Origin of the sequence: Bacillus sp. FSL R7-0685, from assembly GCF_038002425.1 — a bacterium.
In the GTDB taxonomy this organism is placed as follows: domain Bacteria; phylum Bacillota; class Bacilli; order Bacillales; family Bacillaceae; genus Bacillus; species Bacillus subtilis.
Genome location: NZ_JBBOCN010000001.1, coordinates 2,622,447 through 2,646,845, shown reverse-complemented (window position 1 = coordinate 2,646,845; position 24,399 = coordinate 2,622,447). Strand labels below are relative to the sequence as shown.

At 43.4% G+C, this 24,399-nt stretch carries 26 protein-coding genes; 23 read left to right on the top strand and 3 right to left on the bottom strand.

Features of this window, described 5'->3' with window-relative positions; genetic code table 11:
• Window positions 1-41: 41 nt before the first annotated feature.
• The 11 genes from MKY50_RS13900 (at window position 42) to MKY50_RS13850 (ending at window position 9,211) form a co-directional block, all read left to right on the top strand.
• The gene (locus MKY50_RS13900) at window positions 42-308 is read left to right on the top strand and encodes an IreB family regulatory phosphoprotein (protein WP_003225903.1); all 267 of its coding nucleotides are present in this window, start codon (window positions 42-44) and stop codon (window positions 306-308) included.
• Window positions 309-315: 7 nt separating this feature from the next.
• Window positions 316-732, top strand: coding sequence for a Holliday junction resolvase RuvX (ruvX, locus tag MKY50_RS13895; RefSeq protein WP_003229795.1), 417 nt, complete (start codon window positions 316-318; stop codon window positions 730-732).
• Between the two features lie 17 nt (window positions 733-749).
• Window positions 750-1,031 (top strand): DUF1292 domain-containing protein, encoded by a 282-nt coding sequence (locus MKY50_RS13890; protein WP_003246199.1) that lies wholly within the window; start codon window positions 750-752, stop codon window positions 1,029-1,031.
• A gap of 130 nt (window positions 1,032-1,161) precedes the next feature.
• On the top strand, window positions 1,162-2,244 hold the full coding sequence (gene mltG / locus MKY50_RS13885; RefSeq protein WP_014477501.1) for an endolytic transglycosylase MltG: 1,083 nt from the start codon (window positions 1,162-1,164) through the stop codon (window positions 2,242-2,244).
• Window positions 2,245-2,395: 151 nt separating this feature from the next.
• Complete coding sequence (locus MKY50_RS13880; RefSeq protein ID WP_015714429.1) at window positions 2,396-3,049, top strand: O-methyltransferase; 654 nt, start codon at window positions 2,396-2,398, stop codon at window positions 3,047-3,049.
• A gap of 5 nt (window positions 3,050-3,054) precedes the next feature.
• Entirely contained in the window at window positions 3,055-3,984 is a 930-nt protein-coding gene (locus tag MKY50_RS13875; protein ID WP_015714428.1) for a peptidase U32 family protein, read from the top strand.
• Window positions 3,985-4,002: 18 nt separating this feature from the next.
• Entirely contained in the window at window positions 4,003-5,271 is a 1,269-nt protein-coding gene (locus tag MKY50_RS13870) for a peptidase U32 family protein (RefSeq protein ID WP_003229802.1), read from the top strand.
• Between the two features lie 6 nt (window positions 5,272-5,277).
• Window positions 5,278-5,913, top strand: a complete 636-nt coding sequence (gene udk, locus MKY50_RS13865) for a uridine kinase (protein ID WP_003225916.1) — start codon at window positions 5,278-5,280, stop codon at window positions 5,911-5,913.
• Window positions 5,914-6,163: 250 nt separating this feature from the next.
• The gene (gene greA, locus MKY50_RS13860; protein WP_004399078.1) at window positions 6,164-6,637 is read left to right on the top strand and encodes a transcription elongation factor GreA; all 474 of its coding nucleotides are present in this window, start codon (window positions 6,164-6,166) and stop codon (window positions 6,635-6,637) included.
• 53 nt (window positions 6,638-6,690) lie between these two features.
• Entirely contained in the window at window positions 6,691-8,445 is a 1,755-nt protein-coding gene (locus MKY50_RS13855; RefSeq protein ID WP_341116844.1) for a peptidoglycan D,D-transpeptidase FtsI family protein, read from the top strand.
• Window positions 8,446-8,509: 64 nt separating this feature from the next.
• Window positions 8,510-9,211, top strand: coding sequence for a YrrS family protein (locus MKY50_RS13850; RefSeq protein WP_003246156.1), 702 nt, complete (start codon window positions 8,510-8,512; stop codon window positions 9,209-9,211).
• 36 nt (window positions 9,212-9,247) lie between these two features.
• Here MKY50_RS13850 and MKY50_RS13845 read toward each other — a convergent pair whose 3' ends face one another.
• Window positions 9,248-9,451 (bottom strand): YrzA family protein, encoded by a 204-nt coding sequence (locus MKY50_RS13845; protein WP_003229806.1) that lies wholly within the window; start codon window positions 9,449-9,451, stop codon window positions 9,248-9,250.
• A 192-nt stretch (window positions 9,452-9,643) separates the two neighbouring features.
• On the opposite strand from MKY50_RS13845, the gene MKY50_RS13840 reads away from it, so the two are divergent.
• The 5 genes from MKY50_RS13840 (at window position 9,644) to MKY50_RS13820 (ending at window position 13,444) form a co-directional block, all read left to right on the top strand.
• Window positions 9,644-10,285 carry a class I SAM-dependent DNA methyltransferase gene (locus MKY50_RS13840; protein WP_003229807.1) on the top strand — a complete coding sequence of 214 codons (642 nt, stop codon included), beginning with the start codon at window positions 9,644-9,646 and terminating at the stop codon, window positions 10,283-10,285.
• Between the two features lie 20 nt (window positions 10,286-10,305).
• Entirely contained in the window at window positions 10,306-11,001 is a 696-nt protein-coding gene (gene mtnN / locus MKY50_RS13835) for a 5'-methylthioadenosine/S-adenosylhomocysteine nucleosidase (protein ID WP_009967881.1), read from the top strand.
• 65 nt (window positions 11,002-11,066) lie between these two features.
• Complete coding sequence (locus MKY50_RS13830; RefSeq protein ID WP_341116843.1) at window positions 11,067-11,990, top strand: O-acetylserine dependent cystathionine beta-synthase; 924 nt, start codon at window positions 11,067-11,069, stop codon at window positions 11,988-11,990.
• A gap of 1 nt (window position 11,991) precedes the next feature.
• The gene (locus MKY50_RS13825) at window positions 11,992-13,131 is read left to right on the top strand and encodes a bifunctional cystathionine gamma-lyase/homocysteine desulfhydrase (RefSeq protein WP_341116842.1); all 1,140 of its coding nucleotides are present in this window, start codon (window positions 11,992-11,994) and stop codon (window positions 13,129-13,131) included.
• A gap of 82 nt (window positions 13,132-13,213) precedes the next feature.
• A complete protein-coding gene (locus MKY50_RS13820) occupies window positions 13,214-13,444 on the top strand; it encodes a YrhC family protein (protein ID WP_003237358.1) in 231 nt (76 codons plus the stop codon).
• A gap of 35 nt (window positions 13,445-13,479) precedes the next feature.
• Here MKY50_RS13820 and MKY50_RS13815 read toward each other — a convergent pair whose 3' ends face one another.
• Window positions 13,480-13,962: a DUF1641 domain-containing protein gene (locus MKY50_RS13815; RefSeq protein ID WP_003246168.1), complete on the bottom strand. Its 483-nt coding sequence runs from the start codon at window positions 13,960-13,962 to the stop codon at window positions 13,480-13,482.
• An 18-nt stretch (window positions 13,963-13,980) separates the two neighbouring features.
• On the bottom strand, window positions 13,981-16,923 hold the full coding sequence (gene fdhF, locus MKY50_RS13810; protein ID WP_010886582.1) for a formate dehydrogenase subunit alpha: 2,943 nt from the start codon (window positions 16,921-16,923) through the stop codon (window positions 13,981-13,983).
• 315 nt (window positions 16,924-17,238) lie between these two features.
• Here fdhF and MKY50_RS13805 point away from each other — a divergent pair, with 315 nt between their 5' ends.
• The 7 genes from MKY50_RS13805 (at window position 17,239) to cypB (ending at window position 24,242) form a co-directional block, all read left to right on the top strand.
• Window positions 17,239-17,607, top strand: a complete 369-nt coding sequence (locus tag MKY50_RS13805; protein WP_004398508.1) for a DUF2294 domain-containing protein — start codon at window positions 17,239-17,241, stop codon at window positions 17,605-17,607.
• A 262-nt stretch (window positions 17,608-17,869) separates the two neighbouring features.
• Window positions 17,870-18,670: a formate/nitrite transporter family protein gene (locus tag MKY50_RS13800; RefSeq protein ID WP_003229815.1), complete on the top strand. Its 801-nt coding sequence runs from the start codon at window positions 17,870-17,872 to the stop codon at window positions 18,668-18,670.
• A 389-nt stretch (window positions 18,671-19,059) separates the two neighbouring features.
• The gene (locus MKY50_RS13795; protein ID WP_004399102.1) at window positions 19,060-19,209 is read left to right on the top strand and encodes a YrzI family small protein; all 150 of its coding nucleotides are present in this window, start codon (window positions 19,060-19,062) and stop codon (window positions 19,207-19,209) included.
• Window positions 19,210-19,365: 156 nt separating this feature from the next.
• Window positions 19,366-19,524, top strand: coding sequence for a hypothetical protein (locus MKY50_RS13790; RefSeq protein ID WP_003229817.1), 159 nt, complete (start codon window positions 19,366-19,368; stop codon window positions 19,522-19,524).
• A gap of 188 nt (window positions 19,525-19,712) precedes the next feature.
• On the top strand, window positions 19,713-20,255 hold the full coding sequence (locus MKY50_RS13785; protein ID WP_041351773.1) for a class I SAM-dependent methyltransferase: 543 nt from the start codon (window positions 19,713-19,715) through the stop codon (window positions 20,253-20,255).
• Between the two features lie 222 nt (window positions 20,256-20,477).
• Window positions 20,478-21,062 carry a TetR/AcrR family transcriptional regulator gene (gene fatR / locus MKY50_RS13780; RefSeq protein WP_213379597.1) on the top strand — a complete coding sequence of 195 codons (585 nt, stop codon included), beginning with the start codon at window positions 20,478-20,480 and terminating at the stop codon, window positions 21,060-21,062.
• Between the two features lie 15 nt (window positions 21,063-21,077).
• On the top strand, window positions 21,078-24,242 hold the full coding sequence (gene cypB / locus MKY50_RS13775; RefSeq protein ID WP_015251588.1) for a bifunctional cytochrome P450/NADPH--P450 reductase CypB: 3,165 nt from the start codon (window positions 21,078-21,080) through the stop codon (window positions 24,240-24,242).
• Window positions 24,243-24,399 lie beyond the last annotated feature (157 nt).

Sequence of the window (24,399 nt, the reverse complement as noted above, 5' to 3'; positions counted from 1 at the left end):
GCTGAACTTTGCCTGCGAATTTGGGAAAGAGGTGCAAAACGGTGAGCTCGTTTGATAAAACGATGAAATTTAATTTCTCCGATGATTCTGCTGAGACTAACGTAAATGAGGTGCTGATTACAGTGTATGACGCGCTTCAGGAAAAGGGCTACAATCCAATCAACCAGATTGTCGGATACTTGCTGTCAGGTGATCCCGCTTATATTCCTAGGCATCGTGACGCTCGCAATTTAATTCGCAAACTTGAAAGAGACGAATTAATCGAGGAATTGGTAAAGTCTTATTTAGAACAGCATAAAGAGGCGTAAATAAAGAATGAGAATATTAGGACTCGATTTAGGAACCAAAACACTCGGTGTAGCTCTGAGCGATGAAATGGGCTGGACTGCTCAAGGCATTGAGACCATAAAGATAAATGAAGCAGAAGGCGATTATGGTTTATCCCGTTTATCTGAACTGATAAAGGACTATACTATAGATAAAATCGTGCTCGGCTTTCCTAAGAACATGAACGGAACAGTCGGCCCGAGAGGCGAAGCCAGCCAAACATTTGCGAAAGTGCTTGAAACAACGTACAATGTTCCTGTTGTGCTGTGGGACGAGCGTCTTACCACAATGGCGGCTGAAAAAATGCTGATTGCAGCTGACGTCAGCAGGCAAAAACGAAAAAAAGTCATTGATAAAATGGCGGCTGTTATGATTTTACAAGGATATCTTGACAGCTTAAATTAAAGCCAGAGGTGAAGAAAATGGAACACGGCGAAAAAAATATTACAATTGTTGACGATCAAGGAAATGAACAGCTTTGTGAAGTGCTGTTTACATTTGAAAACGAAGAGTTTGGCAAGTCTTATGTCTTGTACTATCCAATCGAATCAAAAGATGACGAAGAAGTAGAAATTCTTGCTTCCAGCTTCACGCCAAACGAAGACGGTGAAAACGGTGAGCTATTCCCGATTGAAACTGACGAAGAATGGGATATGATCGAAGAAACACTAAACACATTCTTAGCGGACGAAGACGAAGAGTAAAACATCGCGCCAAACCAAAGCCGGAGCTATACTGCTCCGGCTTTTTTCTGCTTTATGCAGGCCTCTTTTTGTAATAAATTGCCGAAATACAATGAATCATGTAGTATAAGAGCTGATGGGAGGAGACCTAATGTATATCAATCAGCAAAAAAAATCGTTTTTTAATAAAAAAAGAATCATACTGTCTTCCATTGTTGTGCTGTTTCTCATCATTGGCGGGGCATTTTTATATGGGAAATCATTGCTTGAACCTGTTGAAAAAGACAGTAAAACGACAGTTAATATTAACATTCCGAGCGGTTCGTCTGTTTCAGCCATCGCATCGATATTAAAGAAAAATGATGTCATAAAAAGCGAGAAGGCGTTTCAGTACTATGTGAAATATAAAGGTGCTTCCGGGTTTCAGGCCGGATTCTACCATTTGAATAAAGGTATGGATTTAGATGCCATTATTCAGAAGCTGACAAGCGGGGCTACAGGTTACGCTTTTCAAATCACAGTGACTGAGGGAGCACAGCTGACCCAAATCGCGGCTGCTATTGCGGATGAAACAAAATACTCTAAAAAACAAGTCATAGCGAAGCTGGACGATGAAACATTTATCAATCAGCTGAAGAAAGAATTCCCGGACACTGTGACAAATGATGTTTTCAATAAAAACATTAAGCACCCGCTTGAAGGGTACCTATTCCCGGCTACATACCCTTTTAACGATCCGGACACATCACTTGAAGACATTATCAAGGCAATGATTAAGCAGACAAATTCTTATGTGGAAACATATAAATCAGAAATGAAGAAAAACAAACTTTCTGTGCATAAGCTGCTGACAATGGCTTCTTTGATAGAAGAAGAAGCGACTGAAAAAGCCGACCGCCATAAAATTGCGAGCGTCTTTTATAACCGCCTGAAAAAGAAAATGCCGCTCCAAACAGATCCGACCGTCCTGTACGCGGCAGGCAAGCATAAAGATCGGGTTCTTTATAAGGATCTGGAAATCGATTCACCATACAATACGTATAAAAACACAGGGCTGACGCCAGGGCCGATTGCCAATGCCGGCATGTCATCATGGGAAGCGGCGCTGCATCCGGATAAAACGGACTATCTGTATTTCTTGGCCAAATCAAATGGTGAGGTCGTATTTACAAAAACGCTAAAAGAGCATAATAAAGCAAAAGAAAAATACATTTCCTCAAAAAATGAGAAATAAAAGGAGAGCAAAAAGCTCTCCGTTTGTTCGCTTTCCGCAAGGTTTTATGATAAAATATATCGGGTTGTTTACCGATGTATCATGATGTATTCAGAGAGTGTCCTGCGCATAAGACTGGGGCACTCCTTTTTAGAACGGGAGGCTGTTTGTAGTGACTGACCGGTATGAACAAATAAATGACTATATAGAAGCATTATTAAAGCCTCGGCCGGATAACGTGAAGAAGCTTGAAGCATATGCAGAAGAACATCATGTCCCGATTATGGAAAAAGCGGGCATGGAGGTGCTGCTTCAAATTTTGTCTGTGAAACAGCCGAAAAAAATACTAGAAATCGGAACGGCCATTGGTTATTCAGCCATTCGAATGGCGCTGGAGCTGCCGTCTGCTGAAATATATACAATTGAACGCAATGAGAAACGGCATGAAGAAGCGGTAAACAATATCAAGGAATTTCAGCTTGATGACCGGATTCATGTTTTTTACGGAGATGCGCTTGAATTAGCCGACGCCGTTCATGTAACCGCGCCTTACGATGTTATTTTTATTGACGCTGCAAAAGGTCAGTATCAAAACTTTTTTCATTTATATGAACCGATGCTTTCACCGGACGGGGTGATTTTAACGGACAACGTGCTGTTTAAGGGTCTGGTGGCAGAGGATTACAGCAAAATAGAACCGAAGAGAAGGCGCAGGCTTGTAGCAAAAATTGATGAATATAATCATTGGCTGATGAATCATCCGGATTATCAAACTGCGATTATTCCTGTCGGGGACGGACTTGCGATTAGTAAAAAGAAGAGGTGAACGTCATGAAAAAACCAGAGCTCTTAGTGACGCCGACGAGCACAGCGGACATTTTGCCGCTCATACAGGCGGGGGCAACTGCGTTTTTAGTTGGGGAACAGAGATACGGCTTGAGATTAGCCGGAGAATTTTCTCGTGAAGATGTAACAAAAGCCGTAGAGATTGCTCACAAAGAAGGAGCAAAAGTATACGTTGCTGTAAATGCAATTTTCCATAACGATAAAGTGGGTGAGCTTGGCGAATATCTGGCTTTCTTAGCAGAAGCCGGTGTCGATGCAGCGGTATTCGGCGATCCTGCCGTGCTGATGGCTGCCCGTGAATCTGCGCCTGATCTGAAGCTTCATTGGAGCACAGAAACGACAGGCACCAACTATTATACATGCAACTACTGGGGACGCAAGGGTGCGGCGCGCTCTGTGCTTGCCAGAGAATTAAACATGGACAGTATTGTTGAGATTAAAGAAAATGCGGAAGTCGAAATTGAAATCCAGGTGCATGGAATGACGTGCATGTTCCAATCGAAGCGTTCTTTGATTGGAAACTATTTTGAATATCAGGGCAAAGTCATGGACATTGAAAGAAAGAAAAAAGAATCAGGCATGTTTTTACACGATAAAGAACGTGATAATAAATATCCGATTTTCGAAGATGAAAACGGCACTCACATCATGAGCCCGAACGATGTGTGCATCATTGATGAGCTCGAGGAATTGATAGATGCCGGAATTGATTCTTTCAAAATCGATGGTGTTTTGAAAACGCCTGAATACCTAATAGAAGTCACCAAAATGTACAGAGAAGCAATTGATTTGTGCGTGGAAAACCGTGACGAATACGAAGCGAAAAAAGAAGACTGGATCGAACGCATTGAAAGCATCCAGCCAGTAAACAGAAAAATTGATACCGGATTCTTCTTCAAGGAAACGGTTTATTAATCAAAAGGAGGTTAAGCTATGACTGCCGTAAATGATAAAATATCCACAATCGTTAATGGAAAGCGTGTGATTACGAAAAAGCCGGAGCTTCTCGCACCTGCTGGTAATCTTGAAAAGCTGAAAATCGCTGTTCATTACGGAGCGGACGCGGTCTTTATCGGGGGACAGGAATACGGGCTTCGCTCGAATGCCGATAACTTTACGATCGAAGAAATTGCAGAAGGCGTTGAATTCGCAAAGAAATATGGCGCGAAGATCTACGTAACAACGAATATTTTCGCTCATAATGAAAACATGGACGGGCTTGAAGACTATTTAAAAGCGCTTGGAGACGCCAACGTTGCCGGTATTATTGTGGCAGATCCGCTTATTATTGAAACATGCCGCAGAGTGGCGCCGAATGTTGAGGTTCACTTGAGCACACAGCAGTCTCTTTCAAACTGGAAGGCTGTCCAGTTCTGGAAGGAAGAAGGTCTCGACCGCGTCGTGCTGGCACGTGAAACTAGCGCTCTTGAAATCAGAGAAATGAAAGAAAAGGTAGATATCGAAATCGAATCCTTCATTCACGGCGCAATGTGTATTGCATATTCCGGCCGCTGCGTGCTGAGCAATCACATGACAGCGCGGGATTCCAATCGCGGAGGCTGCTGCCAGTCATGCCGCTGGGATTATGATCTCTACCAAACAGACGGTGCCAACGCCGTTGCTTTGTATGGTGAAGAAGATGCACCATTTGCGATGAGCCCGAAAGATTTGAAGCTGATTGAATCCATTCCAAAAATGATTGAAATGGGGATCGACAGCTTAAAGATTGAAGGCCGCATGAAATCCATTCACTATGTAGCAACTGTTGTCAGCGTATACCGCAAAGTAATCGATGCTTATTGCGCTGATCCAGAAAACTTTGTGATTCAAAAAGAATGGCTTGAAGAGCTTGATAAGTGCGCCAACAGGGACACTGCGACAGCTTTCTTTGAAGGAACGCCAGGCTATGAAGAGCAAATGTTCGGCGAACACGCCAAGAAAACGACATATGATTTTGTCGGCTTAGTGCTGAATTATGATGAAGATACACAAATGGTCACGCTTCAGCAGCGCAATTTCTTCAAAAAAGGCGACGAAGTGGAATTTTTCGGGCCAGAAATCGAAAACTTTACACATACGATTGAAACCATTTGGGACGAAGACGGAAATGAGCTAGATGCTGCCCGCCATCCCCTGCAAATTGTCAAATTCAAACTAGACAAAAAGATTTATCCGAGCAACATGATGAGAAAGGGGAAGTAACAGCCCATGGGTAAGAATCCAGTAGTCATTGGAATCGCAGGAGGTTCCGGTTCAGGAAAAACGAGTGTCACACGGTCCATTTATGAACAGTTTAAAGGACACTCAATTTTAATGATCCAGCAGGACCTTTATTATAAAGACCAAAGCCATCTTCCGTTTGAAGAAAGGCTGAACACAAACTATGATCATCCGCTTGCGTTTGATAATGACTATTTAATCGAGCATATTCAAGATCTATTGAATTATCGCCCGATTGAAAAGCCGATTTATGACTATAAGCTTCACACACGTTCAGAAGAAACGGTTCACGTAGAGCCAAAGGATGTTATTATCCTTGAAGGCATTCTTGTTCTTGAAGACAAAAGGCTTCGTGATCTGATGGATATCAAGCTTTATGTTGATACGGACGCTGACTTGCGTATCATCAGACGGATTATGAGAGATATTAATGAGCGCGGACGCTCTATTGATTCTGTCATTGAACAATATGTGTCAGTGGTCCGTCCGATGCATAACCAATTCGTCGAGCCGACGAAACGATACGCTGATATTATTATCCCGGAAGGCGGTCAGAATCACGTCGCAATTGATCTGATGGTCACAAAAATTCAAACCATTCTTGAACAAAACGCGATTTTGTAATACCATAGCATAGACATAAATAACTCTGACCATATTATGTATAGGCAGGAAGGGAATGTGCGAATTCCCTTCTTTCCCTGTTTATAAACGCGAAATATTTGCAGAACGACACGATTCAGTTTAAGATAAACAGTACCTATATGGGAGAGAAGAACGAGGACTGCCCTGTGTTCTCATTCTTGTATTTTTTAGTTTATGCTCTCATACATAATCGAAGATGTTGAGGGACAACCAGAAGGAGTGAAGGGACATGGCACAAGAGAAAGTTTTTCCTATGACTGCAGAAGGAAAACAAAAACTTGAACAAGAATTAGAATATTTGAAAACGGTTAAACGAAAAGAAGTAGTAGAGCGAATCAAAATTGCGAGAAGCTTCGGAGACCTTTCCGAGAACTCTGAATACGATTCAGCGAAAGAAGAGCAGGCATTTGTAGAGGGCCGCGTGACGACTCTTGAAAATATGATTCGCAATGCGAAAATCATTGAAGATGACGGCGGCTCTAACGTTGTCGGTTTGGGTAAAACCGTCACTTTCGTCGAACTGCCTGACGGTGATGAAGAATCATATACGATCGTCGGAAGCGCGGAAGCTGACCCGTTTGAAGGGAAAATCTCAAACGATTCACCGATCGCAAAAAGCCTCTTGGGCAAAAAAGTAGATGAAGAAGTCACAGTACAAACACCGGGCGGAGAAATGCTCGTGAAAATTGTGAAAATTTCATAATATCTGTTTAGCAGCGAAACACCTCGTCCACAATGTGGGTGAGGTGTTTTTTTATGAAGATATCGAAACGAATGAAGCTGGCAGTCATCGCTTTTTTGGTTGTATTTTTTCTGCTTCTGCTGAGGCTTGCAGAAATCCAGCTGTTTTTCACAGAATCATTTTCTAAAAAGAAAATTAATTTGATTCAAGAAAGCGTGAAACAGCGGACGGAGGAAGTGCTCATTTCAGATGGAAGAGGCTCTTTTTTAGATCGAAACGGGCGGGCGCTGACAGGACAAAGCGAGCCTGCGGTTGTTTTGTTCCCTTTTCTGCTGACGCAGGATTGGCCGATCAAAAAAGTTGCGGACATCCTCGGCATGTCTGAAGATGATTTGCGCCAGACACTAGGTCAGGCAAAAAAACCGGTCATTTTGCAGCAAAAGAAAATCAAAACACTTTCAAAACAATCTATCACAAAAATCAATTCTTTGAAATATCCCGGCATTTACGGCGTATATATGGAGAATGAAGACAAGCCCAGCCTTGCTTCACATACGATAGGGAGCACGAACCAAGATCCGGCGCTGCTTCGCAAGAAATATCCTGACAAGGAGAGCCTTCCGATTACAACAGAAATCGGAACAACCGGTTTAGAACGGACATTTGACGAGTTTTTGCTTCCGGAACAAGACACAAAGCTTTTATATCATGTGGACGGAAAAGGAAACCCTTTGTTTGGCATGGACGTCAAATATACAGCTGAAGCCAATACATTTTATCCGCTCCAGATCAAAACAACGATCGATCAAAGCATTCAAAAAGCGATGGAGGAGGTATTGGATGAACAGGGGCTGAAAAAGGGAGGAGCTGTGCTGCTGGACATCGAAAATAGCAGTGTTCTGGGAATTGTAAGCAAACCAGATGCAGACGTGTCCCGGCAAAACACACTTCAAAATTATATGCTGACGCCAATCTATCCCGGATCAGTTTTTAAAACAGTCATTGCCGCAGCTGCAATCGAAAATAATATGGTGAAGCCTAGTCAAACCTTTAATTGCAATTTAAACCTGTACGGGGAACCGGGGGACGACAAAGGCACCTTGTCTTTTGATGAAAGTTTTGCCCAAAGCTGTAATTACACATTTACGAGTCTTGCACAACAATTAATGAAAAAAGACAGCTCGGTTATTGAAGATATGTCCGAGAAGCTGGCTCTCACTGATCGGGCAGGCTGGGAGGGAAAACTGTACCACGAAACCGATTTCCGCCAGCTGTATAACGAAAAAAGCGGCGTGATTTGGGGGGATGAAAAAGACAAATCAGTCAAAAAAGCCATTGCGCAAACAGCAATCGGGCAGAAAAATGTAAAGGTAACGCCGCTGGAGGTAGCCAATATGATGGCGACAATCGCCCGCGGCGGAGAAAAACGGCAGGTGAAAATTGCCGAACAAATTGAGTATAAGAACGGCACAACGCTCGTTACGTTTAAAGATCAGAAGCTCAAAGGGGAAACGATAGACAAATATACGTCACAGCAGCTTCAAAAAATACTGCGGCGGGTAGTAGAATCTCCTTCCGGAACGGGCAGAAGGTTTCAAGATCTTCCGTATACTGTAGCAGGGAAGTCGGGCACAGCCCAGACAGGCAAGCTTTCAAAAGAGAAGGAAACGCTCTACGAAAAATGGTTTGCCGGATATTTTCCCGCGGATAAGCCGAAATACGCTCTAGTTGTTTTACACATGGATACACCGGGAGATAAGGCTCTGACAAATTCGGTGTTTTATGATATTGTTAAAAAAGTACACGAAATTGAAATCAATCAGAAATAGAACAACTTCTCAGCACATGTTAAAATATATGCTGAGCCAAGAGGGATAAAGGAGTGCAGAATTATTGAGCAATAATCAATCTCGTTATGAAAATCGTGATAAACGCAGAAAAGCCAATTTAGTGCTTAACATTTTAATCGCAATCGTATCCATACTTATTGTCGTAGTAGCAGCGAATCTCTTCATTAACAGTCCTTCTAGCAAAGATGTCAGCAAGGATTCTGAAACGGCGCAAAAACAGGAATCTCCGGCTTCAGGAAAGACGGAAAAGAAATCGGATGAGGATATAAAAGACAGCAAGAAAGATACATCTGACAGCGAAAAGGATTCTGAGAAGTCTTCTGACTCTGATTCCAAAAAAGATGATTCTTCTTCTAAAAAAGATGACTCTGATTCAGATTCAAGCTCAGATTCAGCCGGTGACGGGCTTAAAGATGCAAAAGTAACAGAAGGCGGCTCATCGAGCGATGTGGAAAAAACGTATGAAAATCCTGACTGGAAAGCAGTCGGAACTGAGCAGACTGGCGAGCATGCCGCTACTTATGATTCAAGCTCACAAGACTGGGCTGAGATGCTGAAAGCCATTTCGTACGCAACTGGTGTCTCAACAGATAACATGACGGTGCTCTGGCTTGGAAATAACGGCAGCCCTCAGGATGCCAAAGGCAAGATTTTGGACAAGGCGACTGGGAATAAATATCAAGTCACGATTACATGGGTCGATGAAAAAGGCTGGAAGCCGACAAAAGTAGAAAAGCTAAAATAAACAAAAGCAGCCGGGTTAAAACCGGCTGCTTTTGTTTTAGGCTTCAGCTGAGAAATGAACCACCGCGCTGTACAATATTCTTCCTTCTGCCACAGCAGTTTGGTGTGAAACAGATTTCACCCGGAGCATGATGGCTTTATTGTTTTCAATTTGTGTATTGATTTTCTTTTCAAGCTCCTGCAATGAAGCCGCTTCAAAAAATTCCACTTTGTCTTTAATCAGATCTAATTGAAAATTCATGTCTTGACCCTCCAGCTTTCACAAGTCATATGAAGTATAAGCTTTTTTGCGGTCAATGCGCAATATGAGATGGCATAAAATACACAAAGTGTTTTAGTACCTGCTTTTCAGAAGATGTGGTATTATAGGAACTGTTCCATCATTAATCCATAGTATACTTATAGGAATTATTAAATATGGAGTGTGACAAATATGGGCCGTGAATTTATCCCTCTCTTTGAAGATTGGGCAGCAACTTATGATCAAACAGTACAAGGTTTAGATATTCAGTATAAAGAAGCGTTCAGAGGCTACGATCATATCCTTGATGCCATCGTCAGAAAATCTGGAACGCATGTGTTAGAATTTGGCCCGGGGACCGGGAATTTGACAGCTAAGCTGCTCGATGCAGGCAAAACTGTATTTGGAATCGAACCTTCTCCAGCAATGCGTAAACTGGCTTCTGACAAGCTCTCAGGCAGGACGGAAATCGTTGATGGAGACTTCCTGACATTCCCTGAGCCGCCATTTCAGGCTGATACGATTGTCAGTTCATATGCTTTTCATCATTTGACTGACGAAGAAAAGCGGGCTGCCATAAAGCAATATGGCAAATACCTTCACTTGCATGATAAAATAGTGTTTGCCGATACCGTCTTTGAAAATGCGCAAGCGTATCAACAGGCTATCGATAAAGCCCGTTCTCAGGGCTTTTATCAGCTTGCAAATGATTTAGAGACAGAGCATTATCCTACATTGGATGCGTTGAAAGAAATGTTTACAGCTGAAGGTTTTGCAGTCCGATTCACTCAGCAAAACGACTTCGTGTGGATAATGGAGGCGATCAAACGGTAAAGTGAAGGGAATGTGAATAGATGAGACTAGCAGTCATCGGAGCAATGGAAGAGGAAGTTACCATCTTAAGAAACAAACTTGAAAATGCAAAAACAGAAACGATCGCACACTGTGAATTTACAACAGGCGAATATGAAGGAACTGAAGTGATTCTTTTAAAATCAGGAATTGGAAAAGTAAATGCTGCTATCAGCACGACGCTTCTGCTTGACCGTTACAAGCCTGATTATGTCATTAACACAGGCTCAGCCGGCGGATTTCATCATACATTGAATGTAGGGGATGTCGTCATTTCCACTGACGTTCGCCACCATGATGTAGACGTAACGGCTTTTGACTATGAATACGGCCAAGTGCCGGGTCTTCCGGCTGCTTATGCGGCGGATGAAAAGCTGATCAGCATCACTGAAGAAGCGGTATCTGAACTCGACGGCATTCAGGTTGCAAAAGGAACGATTGCAACAGGCGATTCTTTCATGAACGATCCGAAGCGGGTTGAAGAGGTGCGTGCGAGATTTTCTGATCTGTACGCGGTTGAAATGGAGGCTGCGGCAGTGGCTCAAGTATGCCATCAATTTAAAACGCCGTTTGTTGTCATCAGAGCGTTATCAGATATCGCAGGCAAAGAATCACATGTTTCATTTGACCAATTTTTAGAGCAGGCGGCTGTTCATTCAACAGAGCTTGTGTTAAAGGTGATCAAACGAATTCATTAAAACGGGGAGAACGTTTTCTCCTCCGTTTTTTCTAAAAACAACCTCTAATAAGGAGGAGGACATATATGACCGTGATTACGGACATTACCGAGCTGATTGGGAATACACCGCTTCTCCGCTTGAAGAACTTTGATGTTCCAGAAGGAGTCGCGGTGTATGCCAAGCTTGAAATGATGAATCCCGGGGGTAGCATCAAAGACAGACTGGGAAATATGCTGATTCGTGACGCGCTCGATTCAGGCAAGGTAAAACCCGGCGGAGTGATTATAGAAGCTACGGCAGGCAATACAGGGATCGGCCTTGCGCTAAGTGCCAGAAAATATGGGTTGAAAGCGATTTTCTGTGTCCCTGAACATTTCAGCAGAGAGAAACAGCAAATTATGCAAGCGCTTGGCGCATCAATCATTCATACACCGCGTCAAGACGGAATGCAGGGCGCCATTCAAAAAGCCATTCAACTGGAGACTGAAATTGAAAATTCTTATTGCGTTTTGCAATTTAAAAACCGAGTAAATCCATCGACTTACTATAAGACGCTTGGACCTGAAATGTGGGAAGCGCTTGATGGGAATATTCATACATTTGTCGCAGGGGCAGGATCAGGGGGCACGTTCGCAGGAACAGCTTCCTTCTTAAAAGAAAAAAATCCAGCAGTCAAAACGGTGATTGTTGAACCGGAGGGCTCGATTTTAAACGGAGGGGAGCCCCACGCTCATAAAACAGAAGGCATCGGCATGGAGTTTATCCCCGATTATATGGATAAGAGCCATTTTGACGAGATCTACACCGTAACAGATGAGAATGCGTTTAGACTTGTAAAAGAAGCGGCAGAAAAAGAAGGCCTGCTGATCGGAAGCTCTTCAGGTGCAGCGCTTTATGCGGCATTGGAGGAAGCGAAAAAAGCATCCGCTGGAACTAACATTGTCACAGTATTTCCTGACAGCAGCGATCGATATATCAGCAAACAAATATACGAAGGAGGCATCTGATATGAAGAAAAAAACATTGATGATACATGGCGGAATCACAGGTGATGAGAAAACAGGCGCAGTTTCCGTGCCGATTTATCAAGTAAGCACGTACAAGCAGCCGAAAGCAGGGCAGCATACAGGCTACGAGTATTCAAGAACGGCCAATCCGACTCGAACCGCTCTCGAAGCACTTGTGACAGAACTGGAAGGCGGGGAAGCAGGTTATGCGTTCAGTTCAGGAATGGCTGCCATTACAGCGGTTATGATGCTGTTTAACAGCGGAGATCATGTCGTGTTGACTGATGATGTGTACGGCGGAACATACCGCGTGATGACAAAGGTGCTTAACCGTCTTGGCATTGAATCAACATTTGTTGATACGAGCAGCAGGGAAGAAGTTGAAAAAGCGATTCGCCCTAACACAAAAGCCATTTATATTGAAACGCCGACTAACCCGTTGCTCAAAATCACCGACTTGACGCTCATGGCTGATATCGCAAAAGAAGCGGGTGTTCTGCTTATCGTAGACAACACCTTTAACACTCCTTATTTTCAACAGCCGCTTACTTTAGGCGCTGATATCGTACTTCACAGTGCGACAAAATATCTTGGCGGACACAGTGATGTCGTCGGAGGTTTAGTTGTGACAGCTTCGAAAGAGCTTGGAGAAGAGCTGCATTTTGTGCAAAACTCCACAGGCGGCGTGCTCGGCCCCCAAGATTCCTGGCTGTTAATGAGAGGAATCAAAACGTTGGGACTCAGAATGGAAGCGGTCGATCAAAATGCGCGGAAAATCGCAAGCTTTCTTGAGAATCACCCTGCTGTCCAAACGTTATATTACCCTGGTTCTTCAAATCATCCCGGACATGAGCTTGCAAAAACGCAAGGATCTGGCTTCGGCGGCATGATCTCCTTTGATATTGGCAGTGAAGAACGGGTTGATGCGTTTTTAGGAAATCTGAAACTGTTTACCATTGCTGAAAGCCTGGGGGCGGTTGAAAGCTTAATTTCTGTTCCTGCAAGAATGACACATGCCTCTATTCCGAGAGAACGCCGGCTTGAGCTCGGCATTACGGACGGCTTGATCAGAATTTCTGTAGGAATTGAAGATGCGGAAGACTTGTTGGAAGATATCGGCCAAGCGCTTGAAAATATATAACAAATGGATAGAATTACTTTCTCTGTAAGCCGCCGGATTATATTATAATAGTCGTATACTATGAATCTGGCAGGTGATTCTTTTGAACAAAAATAGAATGAAATCTTTAAAAGAAGACTACAAGCATTTTGCTTTTACATTGCTTGCAGTCAGCACTTTTTTATATATAGGCGCAGTTCTCCCTGATCAAGGCTTAACATTAGGCCAGAAATCGACGATGTTTTTAGCGGATTGCGTATTTTTAGCCGGTGCCTTCTTTTGCGCTGACCGTTCACTTATTTACAAGAAGCGTCTGGAAGAAGCCGACGAATAAAAAAACAGCCATCATCAGAGATGGCTGTTTTTCTGTTATTGTTCTCGAAGTTCTTTTCCCATGCCTTTTAAAAACTGAAGGCCGAACCCGACGGCTCTGTTGATGTCAGGATCGTTCATTGCTTTTAACAGGTCGAGAATCCCGACTTTCTTGTCTTCTTTTAAAAAGCTTTGTGCCTGTTCAGTCCCAGCCATTACGCTTTCTAAAAGCTTTGCTGTAAACTCAGGATCGGCTTTTGTCAATGCGCCTCCGGCGGCCATCATCGTGTTGATGAGGTTGGTGACAGGCTCGCGGGAAACTTGGCCAAGCGCAATCTTGGCAATGTCTTCCTTCGCTCTGAGCATGCTTGTTGCCGCATCAAAAATTCCAAGATCATTGAGTTCATTCATTAACGTCATCGTTTTAGAGACGGCGTCCTCATTTTCCGCCAGCAGCTCTTTCAGTTCTTCTATTTTTTCAAGCTTAATTTGCTCAGCTGTTTTTGTTTCTTTTTTGATCGTCGTAATCGGAGTGGCCATTCGTTTTCCTCCTATCGTTTAATCAGTCAGATGTACATAGCCAGGGCGGTTCCATTTTCTTTCTGCTTCGACTCCGTTTTGCGGATGCCGTTTTTTGTTGCGCGGATTTGTTTTTGGAAGCGGCGCTGTTTCACAGCCGCCAAGCACTTCCATGCGGACCTTTGTCTGTTTATAAGCAGGCGTGTTCGTCCGTTTATCAGCTGCAGGGCCCGTCAAGAAGTTAATCGCTGACTCCTTGTCTGTCGAGTTCATTGGCAAATAGAGTTCATTTTTCCGTACCCGGTCTGTGATCAGCGCGTTCAATTTGACTGCTCCGAACGGAGAAACGAGCCGTACAAGCGAACCGTCACAAACACCTCGCTCTTGTGCAAGCTCAGGTGAGATCTCAACGAATACATTCGGCACTTTCGCTTGGATGCCTTTCGATTTATTTGTCATGTTTCCTTCGTGGAAATGCTCCAGCATCCGGCCGTTATTGATATGAAGGTCATATTCCTCCGGAAATGCCGCTGGCTCGGTCCAATCAGAAAGGGCAAAGCGGGCTTTTTTGTCAGGGAAATTAAATCCGTCTTCATACAGAAGCGGTGTGCTTTCACCTGTGAAGCTGCCCCATAGGAAGCTGTTCCAGCCTTCAAGCACCTCATAGCTTGCTTTGGCAAACAGAGGAGAAAGACTTGCCATTTCAGAGAAAATGTCACTTGGATGGCTGTAATTCCAATTCGCTCCTAAACGGTTTGCCACCTCTTGAATAATCCACCAGTCCGGTTTTGCGTCACCAAGCGTCGGAAGCGCCTGATACAATCGCTGGACACGGCGTTCTGTGTTGGTAAATGTTCCGTCTTTTTCAAGTGAAGGAGTGGCCGGCAAGACGACATCAGCATATTGAGCTGTTCTTGACAGGAAGATGTCCTGTACCACGAAGAAATCAAGGCTTGATAAAATATCATGCACATGGTTCGCGTTTGAATCGACCAGTGCCATATCCTCACCGACAAGATACATAGCTTTCATTTTTCCTTCTTCAATGGCATGAAGCATTTGAATATTATCTAAACCAGGCTTTCCATCAATCTCGACACCATATGCCTCTTCAAATTTAGCGCGTGCTTTGTCATCTGTAATATGCTGATATCCCGGCAGCCAGCCAGGCAATGTTCCCATATCACATGCGCCTTGCACGTTATTGTGTCCGCGCAGAGGATAAGCGCCGGCACCTGGACGGCGATAGTTGCCCGTAGCGAGAAGCAGGTTTGAAATGGCTGCTGATGTATCAGAACCGCCTGTATTTTGTGTGACACCCATTCCCCAAAGGACACAAGTGCCGTCAGCATCACGAATCATTTCAGCAATTTGAATGATGTTTTCTTTTGAAAGGCCTGTGATGCGTTCTGCATAATCAAGCGTATACGTTTTAAGGGTTTCTTTATAATCTTCAAAGTAATTGACGTTCTCATCAATAAACGCCTGATCGTGCCAGCCTTGGTCGATCATATATTTCGTAACAGCCATCAGCCAAACTTGGTCTGTGCCTTGTTTAGGGCTGATGAACAGATCAGATCGCTCAGCCATCTCATTTTTACGCAGGTCAGCAACAATCAGTTTTTGACCGTGGAGCTTGTGTGCCCGTTTGACGCGTGTTGCGAGCACTGGGTGTCCTTCCGCCGGATTGGCACCGACAATGATGACCAGGCCTGCTTTGGCAATATCTTTAATCGTGCCGGCGTCACCGCCCATGCCGACAGTGCGGAACAATCCGTCTGTAGCAGGAGACTGGCAGTAGCGTGAGCAGTTATCGACGTTGTTTGTTTCAAATACCTGACGCGCTAGTTTTTGAATGACGTAGTTTTCTTCATTCGTAATTTTAGAAGAAGAAATAAACCCTACAGAGCCTTTACCGTACTGCTCTTTAATTGATCCTAATCTGCTTGCGACAAGATCGAGGGCTTCTTCCCAAGAAGATTCCACAAAGGCTCCGTTTTTACGGATTAAAGGCTTTGTGATCCGCTCTTTTGAATTGACAAAATCCCAGCCGAATTTCCCTTTGACACATGTGGAAATTGCGTTAACCGGAGCATCAGAAACAGGCTGGATCTTTAAAATATCCCGTCCTTTTGTCCATACTTCAAATGAACATCCGACACCGCAGAACGTACATACAGTTTTCGTTTTTTTCGTTCTCGTTTCACGCATTGCCGCTTCGACTTCAGAAATGGCAAAAATGCTGCCATACCCCGGTTCAACATTTTTCACGAGATCAATCATCGGTTCCATGACGTCCTCTTTAATGCCTGTCATAAAACCAGCCTGCCCGAGCATTGATTTTTCCATCAGTGCATTACATGGACATACTGTTACACACTGACCGCAGCTGACACAGGAAGATTCATTGATCGGAACTCCCTCATCCCAAATGACGCGAGGGCGTTCGCGTTCCCAGTCGATTGAGAGTGTTTCATTTACCTGAAGGTTTTGACAGACCTCAACACACTGGCCGCAGGCAATACATTGGTTTGGATCATAGCGGTAAAAAGGATGAGACATATCAACCGCGCAAGAAGGATCTTCTTTTGGCGTGTATGGGTATTTTTGATGCTCGATCCCCATCATTTCCGCTGTATTATGCAGCGTACAGTTTCCATTGTTGTTATCGCAAACTGTACAATACAGCAAATGATTTTCAAGAAGGCGGTCCATCGCTTCGGTTTGCGCTTCTTTCACTCGATTTCCTGAAAGATCAATAGACATCCCGTTTTCTGCAACCGTCGCGCATGAACGAACCAGCTTGCCGTTTGCCTCTACTATGCAAGTATCACAAGTTTGAATCGGGTCAACCTCTGGTACGTGGCAAATCTGCGGGTACTCAATTCCGTTTTCATTTAAAATATCTAAAATTGTGGCCCCTGCTCGTGCTTGAATTTCTGTTCCGTCTACACGGACACTGATCGACTTAACGTCCATCATATTCATATTCCCCTCCATCTTTCTTTCAAGAAGTCAAAAAAAGCCATGTATAGATACACCTGCCCTTAATTCTAAGAAGGTGTAAACACACATGGCGGAATAGTTCACTAGCAAGTCTTACTAACAGACCAATCCTTGATTTTTATAAAACGATAGACTCATAACAAGATCCTATTACAAATCCATCAACACTGCTTTTATTATAATGTGATATTTATTATAATACAATATGGCAGGAAAATTTTAACCAAGTGAAATGTCCTGAGGGGAACCGGGAAAAGCCTTTATAAGGCAATATCGGAAGGGGTAATCAGCATGTCTAAAAAAATTCATGAATTCAATGATATTATTCGAAAACTTCGCAAAGAATTGTTCGGAAAAGGGCCTGAGAGAATTCATACTGTATTTGTAGAAAACATGGCAGTTTCAACACTATACGGAAATCTGAGTGCAAGCGAGCAGTTTATTGCCCGCACGCCTGAAGGAAGAGAGATGGTACATGCCGCCCGGACAAGCCTAATTCAAGACCTTTATTCCAAACAAACACCGGAAGGAATGGAGGAACTTATGGGAGCTAAGCTAGTCCATTTGTTTTCTGATATTAAAATTGAGGAAAACATCGCTGTATCTGTATTTGTTTTTGACCGAAAAATAGATGAGCAAAAAGAAGCTCTGCAAAGCTAGTATATTTGTCATTGACACAAATTTGTCACATTTGATATGATGTTGCTACAGTTATAGAAGGCTAAAGCAATGGAATGTATGCACGAACTGTATATATTCTCTTTCAATATCTTATATACTGCTTGATATTGTTGTATGGGTATGCATACAAGTTAGGCAGCATTCAAACGCCTGGTTTGACACAGGTTATTTGAGTGCTGCCTTTTTTATTGCCTTTCTTGCATAACTGTGAGAAAAGAAGAAGTAATGGAGGCGTTTTATTATGGCTTTTCGAAAACCGGATGAAATAGCGGAAGCAGCAATTGAAGCAGGGATGAAAAAAATAAAGCTCCCGCTGCCGTCACTGCTTGTGCTGGGGTTTTTAGGCGGTGCATTTATCGCGCTTGGGTATTTGCTTGATATCAGGGTAATTGGCGATCTTCCGAAAGAATGGGGGAGCCTGTCCAGTTTGATTGGTGCAGCAGTATTTCCAGTCGGCCTGATCCTTGTCGTTCTCGCTGGCGCTGAACTGATCACAGGCAATATGATGTCAGTTGCGATGGCGTTATTTTCGAGAAAAATATCAGTAAAAGAGTTAGCGATTAACTGGGGAATCGTCACAATTATGAACTTAATCGGCGCATTGTTTGTTGCTTACTTTTTCGGGCATTTGGTTGGATTGACTGAAACAGGTCCTTATTTAGAAAAAACGATTGCCGTTGCCCAAGGAAAGCTTGATATGAGCTTTGGCAAGGTTCTCATTTCCGCCATCGGCTGTAACTGGCTTGTATGTCTTGCAGTGTGGCTTTCTTTCGGCGCCCAAGACGCAGCAGGAAAAATCCTTGGCATCTGGTTCCCAATCATGGCTTTTGTGGCTATCGGATTTCAGCACGTTGTCGCCAACATGTTTGTGATTCCTGCTGCCATTTTTGCAGGCTCATTCACGTGGGGGCAGTTCATCGGAAACATCATTCCGGCTTTTATCGGTAATGTCATCGGCGGAGCTGTATTTGTCGGTCTCATTTATTTTATTGCATATCATAAGAAAGACCGCTCCAGAAAAGAAATGAAGCAGGTGTCATGACCAACGGGCAAATCCATTCGATGATTTGCACAATTTCCGTCCATTTTTAGAAAAAGATGTTTACAAAATGGAATTTGGTGGATATACTTACAAAGTAAGAAAAAAGCAAAGGAGGCTGAACCAAAATGACAATGAGACAACGACGTCAACCTGTACGTGATACACATGTAAAAGTTCATGGTTTATTCAGCCTGTGGAAGAGTTCGTGTCCTTCCTTAACCGATGCTTATCGCACGCATTAAATTCGGAATAGTCGGACATACGCAACTCCCCGCAGGCAGTAGAGGCATTGGTGTCTTCTTTTGTCTGCGGTTTTTATTTGCCCGCGGCAGAAGGGTTGTGCCGCGGGTTATTTCGCTTGATGCGGACTTTGAAAGGGGGTGAGCGATATGACGATTAACCTATTCTTTTTAACGTTAACGATTAAAAAACGGTTTAAAAGCCTGGAAGAATTCGAACGAGAACAGCAGATTGAACAAATTTATGATGAAATGAAAGAGTCTCAGTTAAAGCATCTTTATTTAACAAACTGGCGCTAAAAGCAACGAAAAAAACTGAAGGGGGAATGGCATATGCTTAGAATGGAACTATTGATGCATTATACAATGGAGAAGGACCAAGTTTAGCGAAATAGCTGTCAAGAAAATGCGCGCCTGCATATAGTAAATCAACGTTATTGTGAGGCAGGTGATGGCATGATGAACGATTATCAAAAAAGACTGCCGTCGATTGGCCATGGTTATGCGTCCATGCCGCATTCCTTCAAACATGGTTATGGAAATCCATTCCGACAGCAGAGGCTGATGGCAATGCAGCAGCAAAGGCTGTATGTATTCCCTTATCATTGGCATTAGAAAGAGGGCAGAAAACATTATGTTTTCTGCTTTTTTTTCGGAAAAAAATGAAAAAGTTTAGTTCTATTGAAACATTTTTCAATACATTGCCGTCTAGTTGGTACCTTCCTTCACTTTTAGAAATGAAGATGATGTTTATTTTTTTAAGATAATAAATAAACATAGGAAACCAAAAGCAGGTGTTTAAAATGCTAGAAAATAGACTCTATAAACGATCGGATTTTTGGAAATTATTTTCTCGGAAATATAAGCTAACCAAAACAATTGAGCATATGATGATTGACTCTATAGATATACAAGAAAATGACAGAATTTTAGAAATTGGAATCGGAAACGGCACTGTCTTTAAAAGCATAACCAAGAAACTAAAAAAGGGTAGCCTAAAAAGCATTGATCCTTCAAAACGAAAGGTAAGACAGATATCACGTGCGAATCGAAAGAACATGGGGAACGGGGAGGTTTTTCATGGCTATCCAGAGGACATTCCCTTTGATGACCGTACCTTTAATAAAGTCTTTTCTTTACATACGGTTCAAAGCTGCACCAATATTAGGCTTGCATTAAGAGAAATTTACAGGGTGCTTCAAATTGACGGCCGGTTTTATATCAGTATTGACACAAATACCGGTGAAAAAGAGAAAACGTATATTCAACTGCTGAAAGACCAGCATTTCAGGGATCTTTCTGTTATCAGGCGTGATTCCTGTCTATGTATTGTGGCTGTTAAATAAAAAATTTCTCGGGAAATATATCCAAGATCCTCGCATTAGGATTTGGGTATATTTTCTTAATTTTTTATTTTTTGCATATACTTTATATTAAAAAAAGTTTTTTTCATTTAAACTTATAACAGAAGAAAGAACAAAGAGGTGATATCAGACAGGGCAGACATTCTTTGTGAACAAAAGGAATGAATATTCATTCCGTAAACGAATCGGAGGTTGTCAGATTACATGATATCCGCATCCAGCAGTAAATACGACATGATTATGAAAGCGTCAGTCTCACTTTTTACGGAAAGGGGTTTTGACGCTACCACTATTCCTATGATAGCTGAACGTGCTCATGTAGGGACAGGAACGATCTATCGTTATTTTGACAGCAAAGAAACACTCGTAAACGTGCTGTTTCAAGAAAGCATCCAGCGATTTACGGAAAAACTGAAGCAAGACGTTTCAGAATTGCCTGTCAGAGAAGGCTTTCACCACGTATTTTGCTGTCTCGTTCAGTTTACGAAAGAGAGCGACTATGCGCTTTTTTTTCTTGAAACCAAAAAAGACGCTCATTACTTAAATCATACAAGCAAAGAAATGATAGAAAATCTGACTCAAATGCTTGATGACTATTTTAATAAGGGAAAAGCGGAAGGCGTGATTCGCAGCCTGCCCTCTAATGTGTTAATTGCGATTGTATTAGGGGCGTTTCTCAAGATATATCAGCTCGTTCAAACAGGTGATATAGAGATGGACACTGATTTAATTACTGAATTGGAACAATGCTGCTGGGACGCCATTAAGCTTCATTCATCACAAAAATAGGAAAGGGAGATGTTAATGAAACAGGCAAGCGCAATACCTCAGCCCAAAACATACGGACCTTTAAAAAATCTTCCGCATCTGGAAAAAGAACAGCTTTCTCAATCCTTATGGCGGATAGCTGATGAATTGGGACCGATTTTCCGTTTTGATTTTCCGGGAGTATCCAGTGTTTTTGTCTCGGGCCACAATTTTGTGGCTGAAGTATGTGATGAAAGCCGCTTTGACAAGAACCTTGGCAAAGGCTTGCAAAAGGTGCGTGAGTTCGGAGGAGATGGCTTATTTACAAGCTGGACGCACGAACCGAACTGGCAAAAAGCCCACCGCATTTTGCTGCCGAGTTTTAGTCAAAAAGCGATGAAAGGCTATCATTCTATGATGCTGGATATCGCAACCCAGCTGATTCAAAAATGGAGCCGGTTAAACCCTAATGAAGAAATTGATGTAGCGGACGACATGACACGTCTGACGCTTGATACGATTGGGTTATGCGGGTTTAACTATCGATTCAACAGCTTTTACCGTGATTCACAGCATCCGTTTATCACCAGTATGCTCCGTGCCTTAAAAGAGGCGATGAATCAATCGAAAAGACTGGGCCTGCAAGATAAAATGATGGTGAAAACGAAGCTGCAGTTCCAAAAGGATATAGAAGTCATGAACTCCCTGGTCGATAGAATGATAGCGGAGCGAAAGGCGAATCCGGATGAAAACATCAAGGATCTCTTGTCTCTCATGCTTTATGCCAAAGATCCAGTAACCGGTGAAACGCTGGATGATGAAAACATAAGGTATCAAATCATCACATTTTTAATTGCTGGACATGAGACAACAAGCGGGTTGCTTTCCTTTGCGATTTATTGTCTGCTTACACATCCGGAAAAACTGAAAAAAGCTCAGGAGGAAGCGGATTGCGTGTTAACGGATGACACGCCTGAATATAAACAAATCCAGCAGCTCAAATACATTCGGATGGTTTTAAATGAAACCCTCAGACTGTATCCAACAGCTCCGGCTTTTTCTCTATATGCGAAGGAGGATACTGTTCTAGGCGGGGAATATCCGATCAGCAAAGGGCAGCCAGTCACTGTTTTAATTCCAAAACTGCACCGGGATCAAAACGCTTGGGGACCGGATGCGGAAGATTTCCGTCCGGAACGGTTTGAGGATCCTTCAAGTATCCCTCACCATGCGTATAAGCCGTTTGGAAATGGGCAGCGCGCTTGTATTGGCATGCAGTTTGCTCTTCAAGAAGCGACAATGGTTCTCGGTCTTGTATTAAAGCATTTTGAATTGATAAACCATACTGGCTACGAACTAAAAATCAAAGAAGCATTAACGATCAAGCCGGATGATTTTAAAATTACTGTGAAACCGCGGAAAACAGCGGCAATCAATGTACAGAGAAAAGAACAGGCAGACATCAAAGCAGAAACAAAGCCAAAAGAAACCAAACCTAAACACGGCACACCTTTACTCGTTCTTTACGGTTCAAACCTTGGGACAGCTGAGGGAATAGCCGGTGAACTGGTTGCTCAAGGCTGCCAGATGGGCTTTACAGCTGAAACGGCTCCGCTTGATGATTATATCGGCAAGCTCCCTGAAGAAGGGGCAGTCGTCATTGTAACGGCTTCTTATAATGGGGCGCCGCCTGATAATGCTGCCGGCTTTGTAGAGTGGCTGAAAGAGCTTGAGGAAGGCCAATTGAAAGGTGTTTCCTATGCGGTATTCGGCTGCGGGAACCGGAGCTGGGCCAGCACGTATCAGCGGATTCCCCGCCTGATTGATGACATGATGAAAGCAAAGGGGGCATCGCGTTTAACAGCGATTGGGGAAGGTGACGCCGCCGATGATTTTGAAAGCCATCGCGAGTCTTGGGAAAACCGCTTCTGGAAGGAAACGATGGACGCATTTGATATTAACGAATTAGCCCAGAAAGAAGACAGGCCTTCATTATCGATTACTTTTCTCAGTGAAGCGACGGAAACGCCGGTTGCTAAAGCATATGGCGCGTTTGAAGGGATTGTATTAGAGAATCGAGAACTCCAGACAGCTGCCAGCACGCGTTCAACCCGCCATATTGAATTGGAAATTCCGGCTGGTAAAACATATAAAGAAGGCGATCATATCGGAATCCTGCCGAAGAACAGCAGGGAGCTTGTTCAGCGGGTTCTCAGCCGATTCGGTTTGCAGTCCAATCATGTGATAAAAGTAAGCGGAAGCGCTCATATGGCTCATCTGCCGATGGATCGGCCAATCAAAGTAGTGGATTTATTGTCGTCCTATGTAGAGCTGCAGGAACCGGCATCAAGGCTTCAGCTTCGGGAGCTGGCCTCTTATACAGTTTGTCCGCCGCATCAAAAAGAGCTGGAACAGCTCGTTTCAGATGATGGCATTTACAAAGAGCAGGTACTTGCAAAACGTCTTACCATGCTTGATTTTTTAGAGGATTATCCTGCCTGCGAAATGCCGTTTGAACGGTTTTTAGCACTTTTGCCATCACTAAAACCGAGATACTATTCCATTTCAAGCTCACCGAAAGTTCATGCAAATATCGTGAGCATGACGGTAGGAGTTGTGAAAGCCTCAGCATGGAGCGGCCGAGGTGAATACCGGGGTGTTGCCTCTAATTACTTAGCAGAATTGAATACAGGTGATGCAGCAGCCTGCTTCATTCGTACACCGCAGTCCGGATTCCAGATGCCGGATGAGCCTGAAACGCCTATGATTATGATCGGGCCGGGCACAGGAATTGCACCATTCAGGGGCTTTATTCAGGCAAGATCGGTTTTGAAGAAGGAAGGAAGCACCCTTGGTGAAGCACTTTTATACTTCGGCTGCCGCCGCCCGGACCATGACGACCTTTACAGAGAAGAGCTGGATCAAGCGGAACAGGACGGTTTGGTCACAATCCGCCGATGCTACTCGCGCGTCGAAAACGAACCAAAAGGATATGTCCAGCACTTGCTCAAGCAAGATACGCAGAAATTGATGACACTCATTGAAAAAGGGGCTCATATTTACGTATGCGGTGATGGATCGCAAATGGCTCCTGATGTAGAGAAAACTTTGCGATTGGCGTATGAAGCTGAAAAAGGAGCAAGTCAGGAAGAATCAGCTGAATGGCTGCAAAAGCTGCAAGATCAAAGACGTTATGTGAAAGACGTTTGGACAGGAATGTAAAATATAAAATCCCGCCAATCTGATTGGCGGGATTGCTTTGCATATGAGAAAACCGGCACGATAATGAAATCTACTGAAAAGGATGTTATAGGGAGTATCGCGCCGGCCTTATTATTCATATCGTCATGCAGAGGCAAAAGTTTAGTTCTTTTTACCT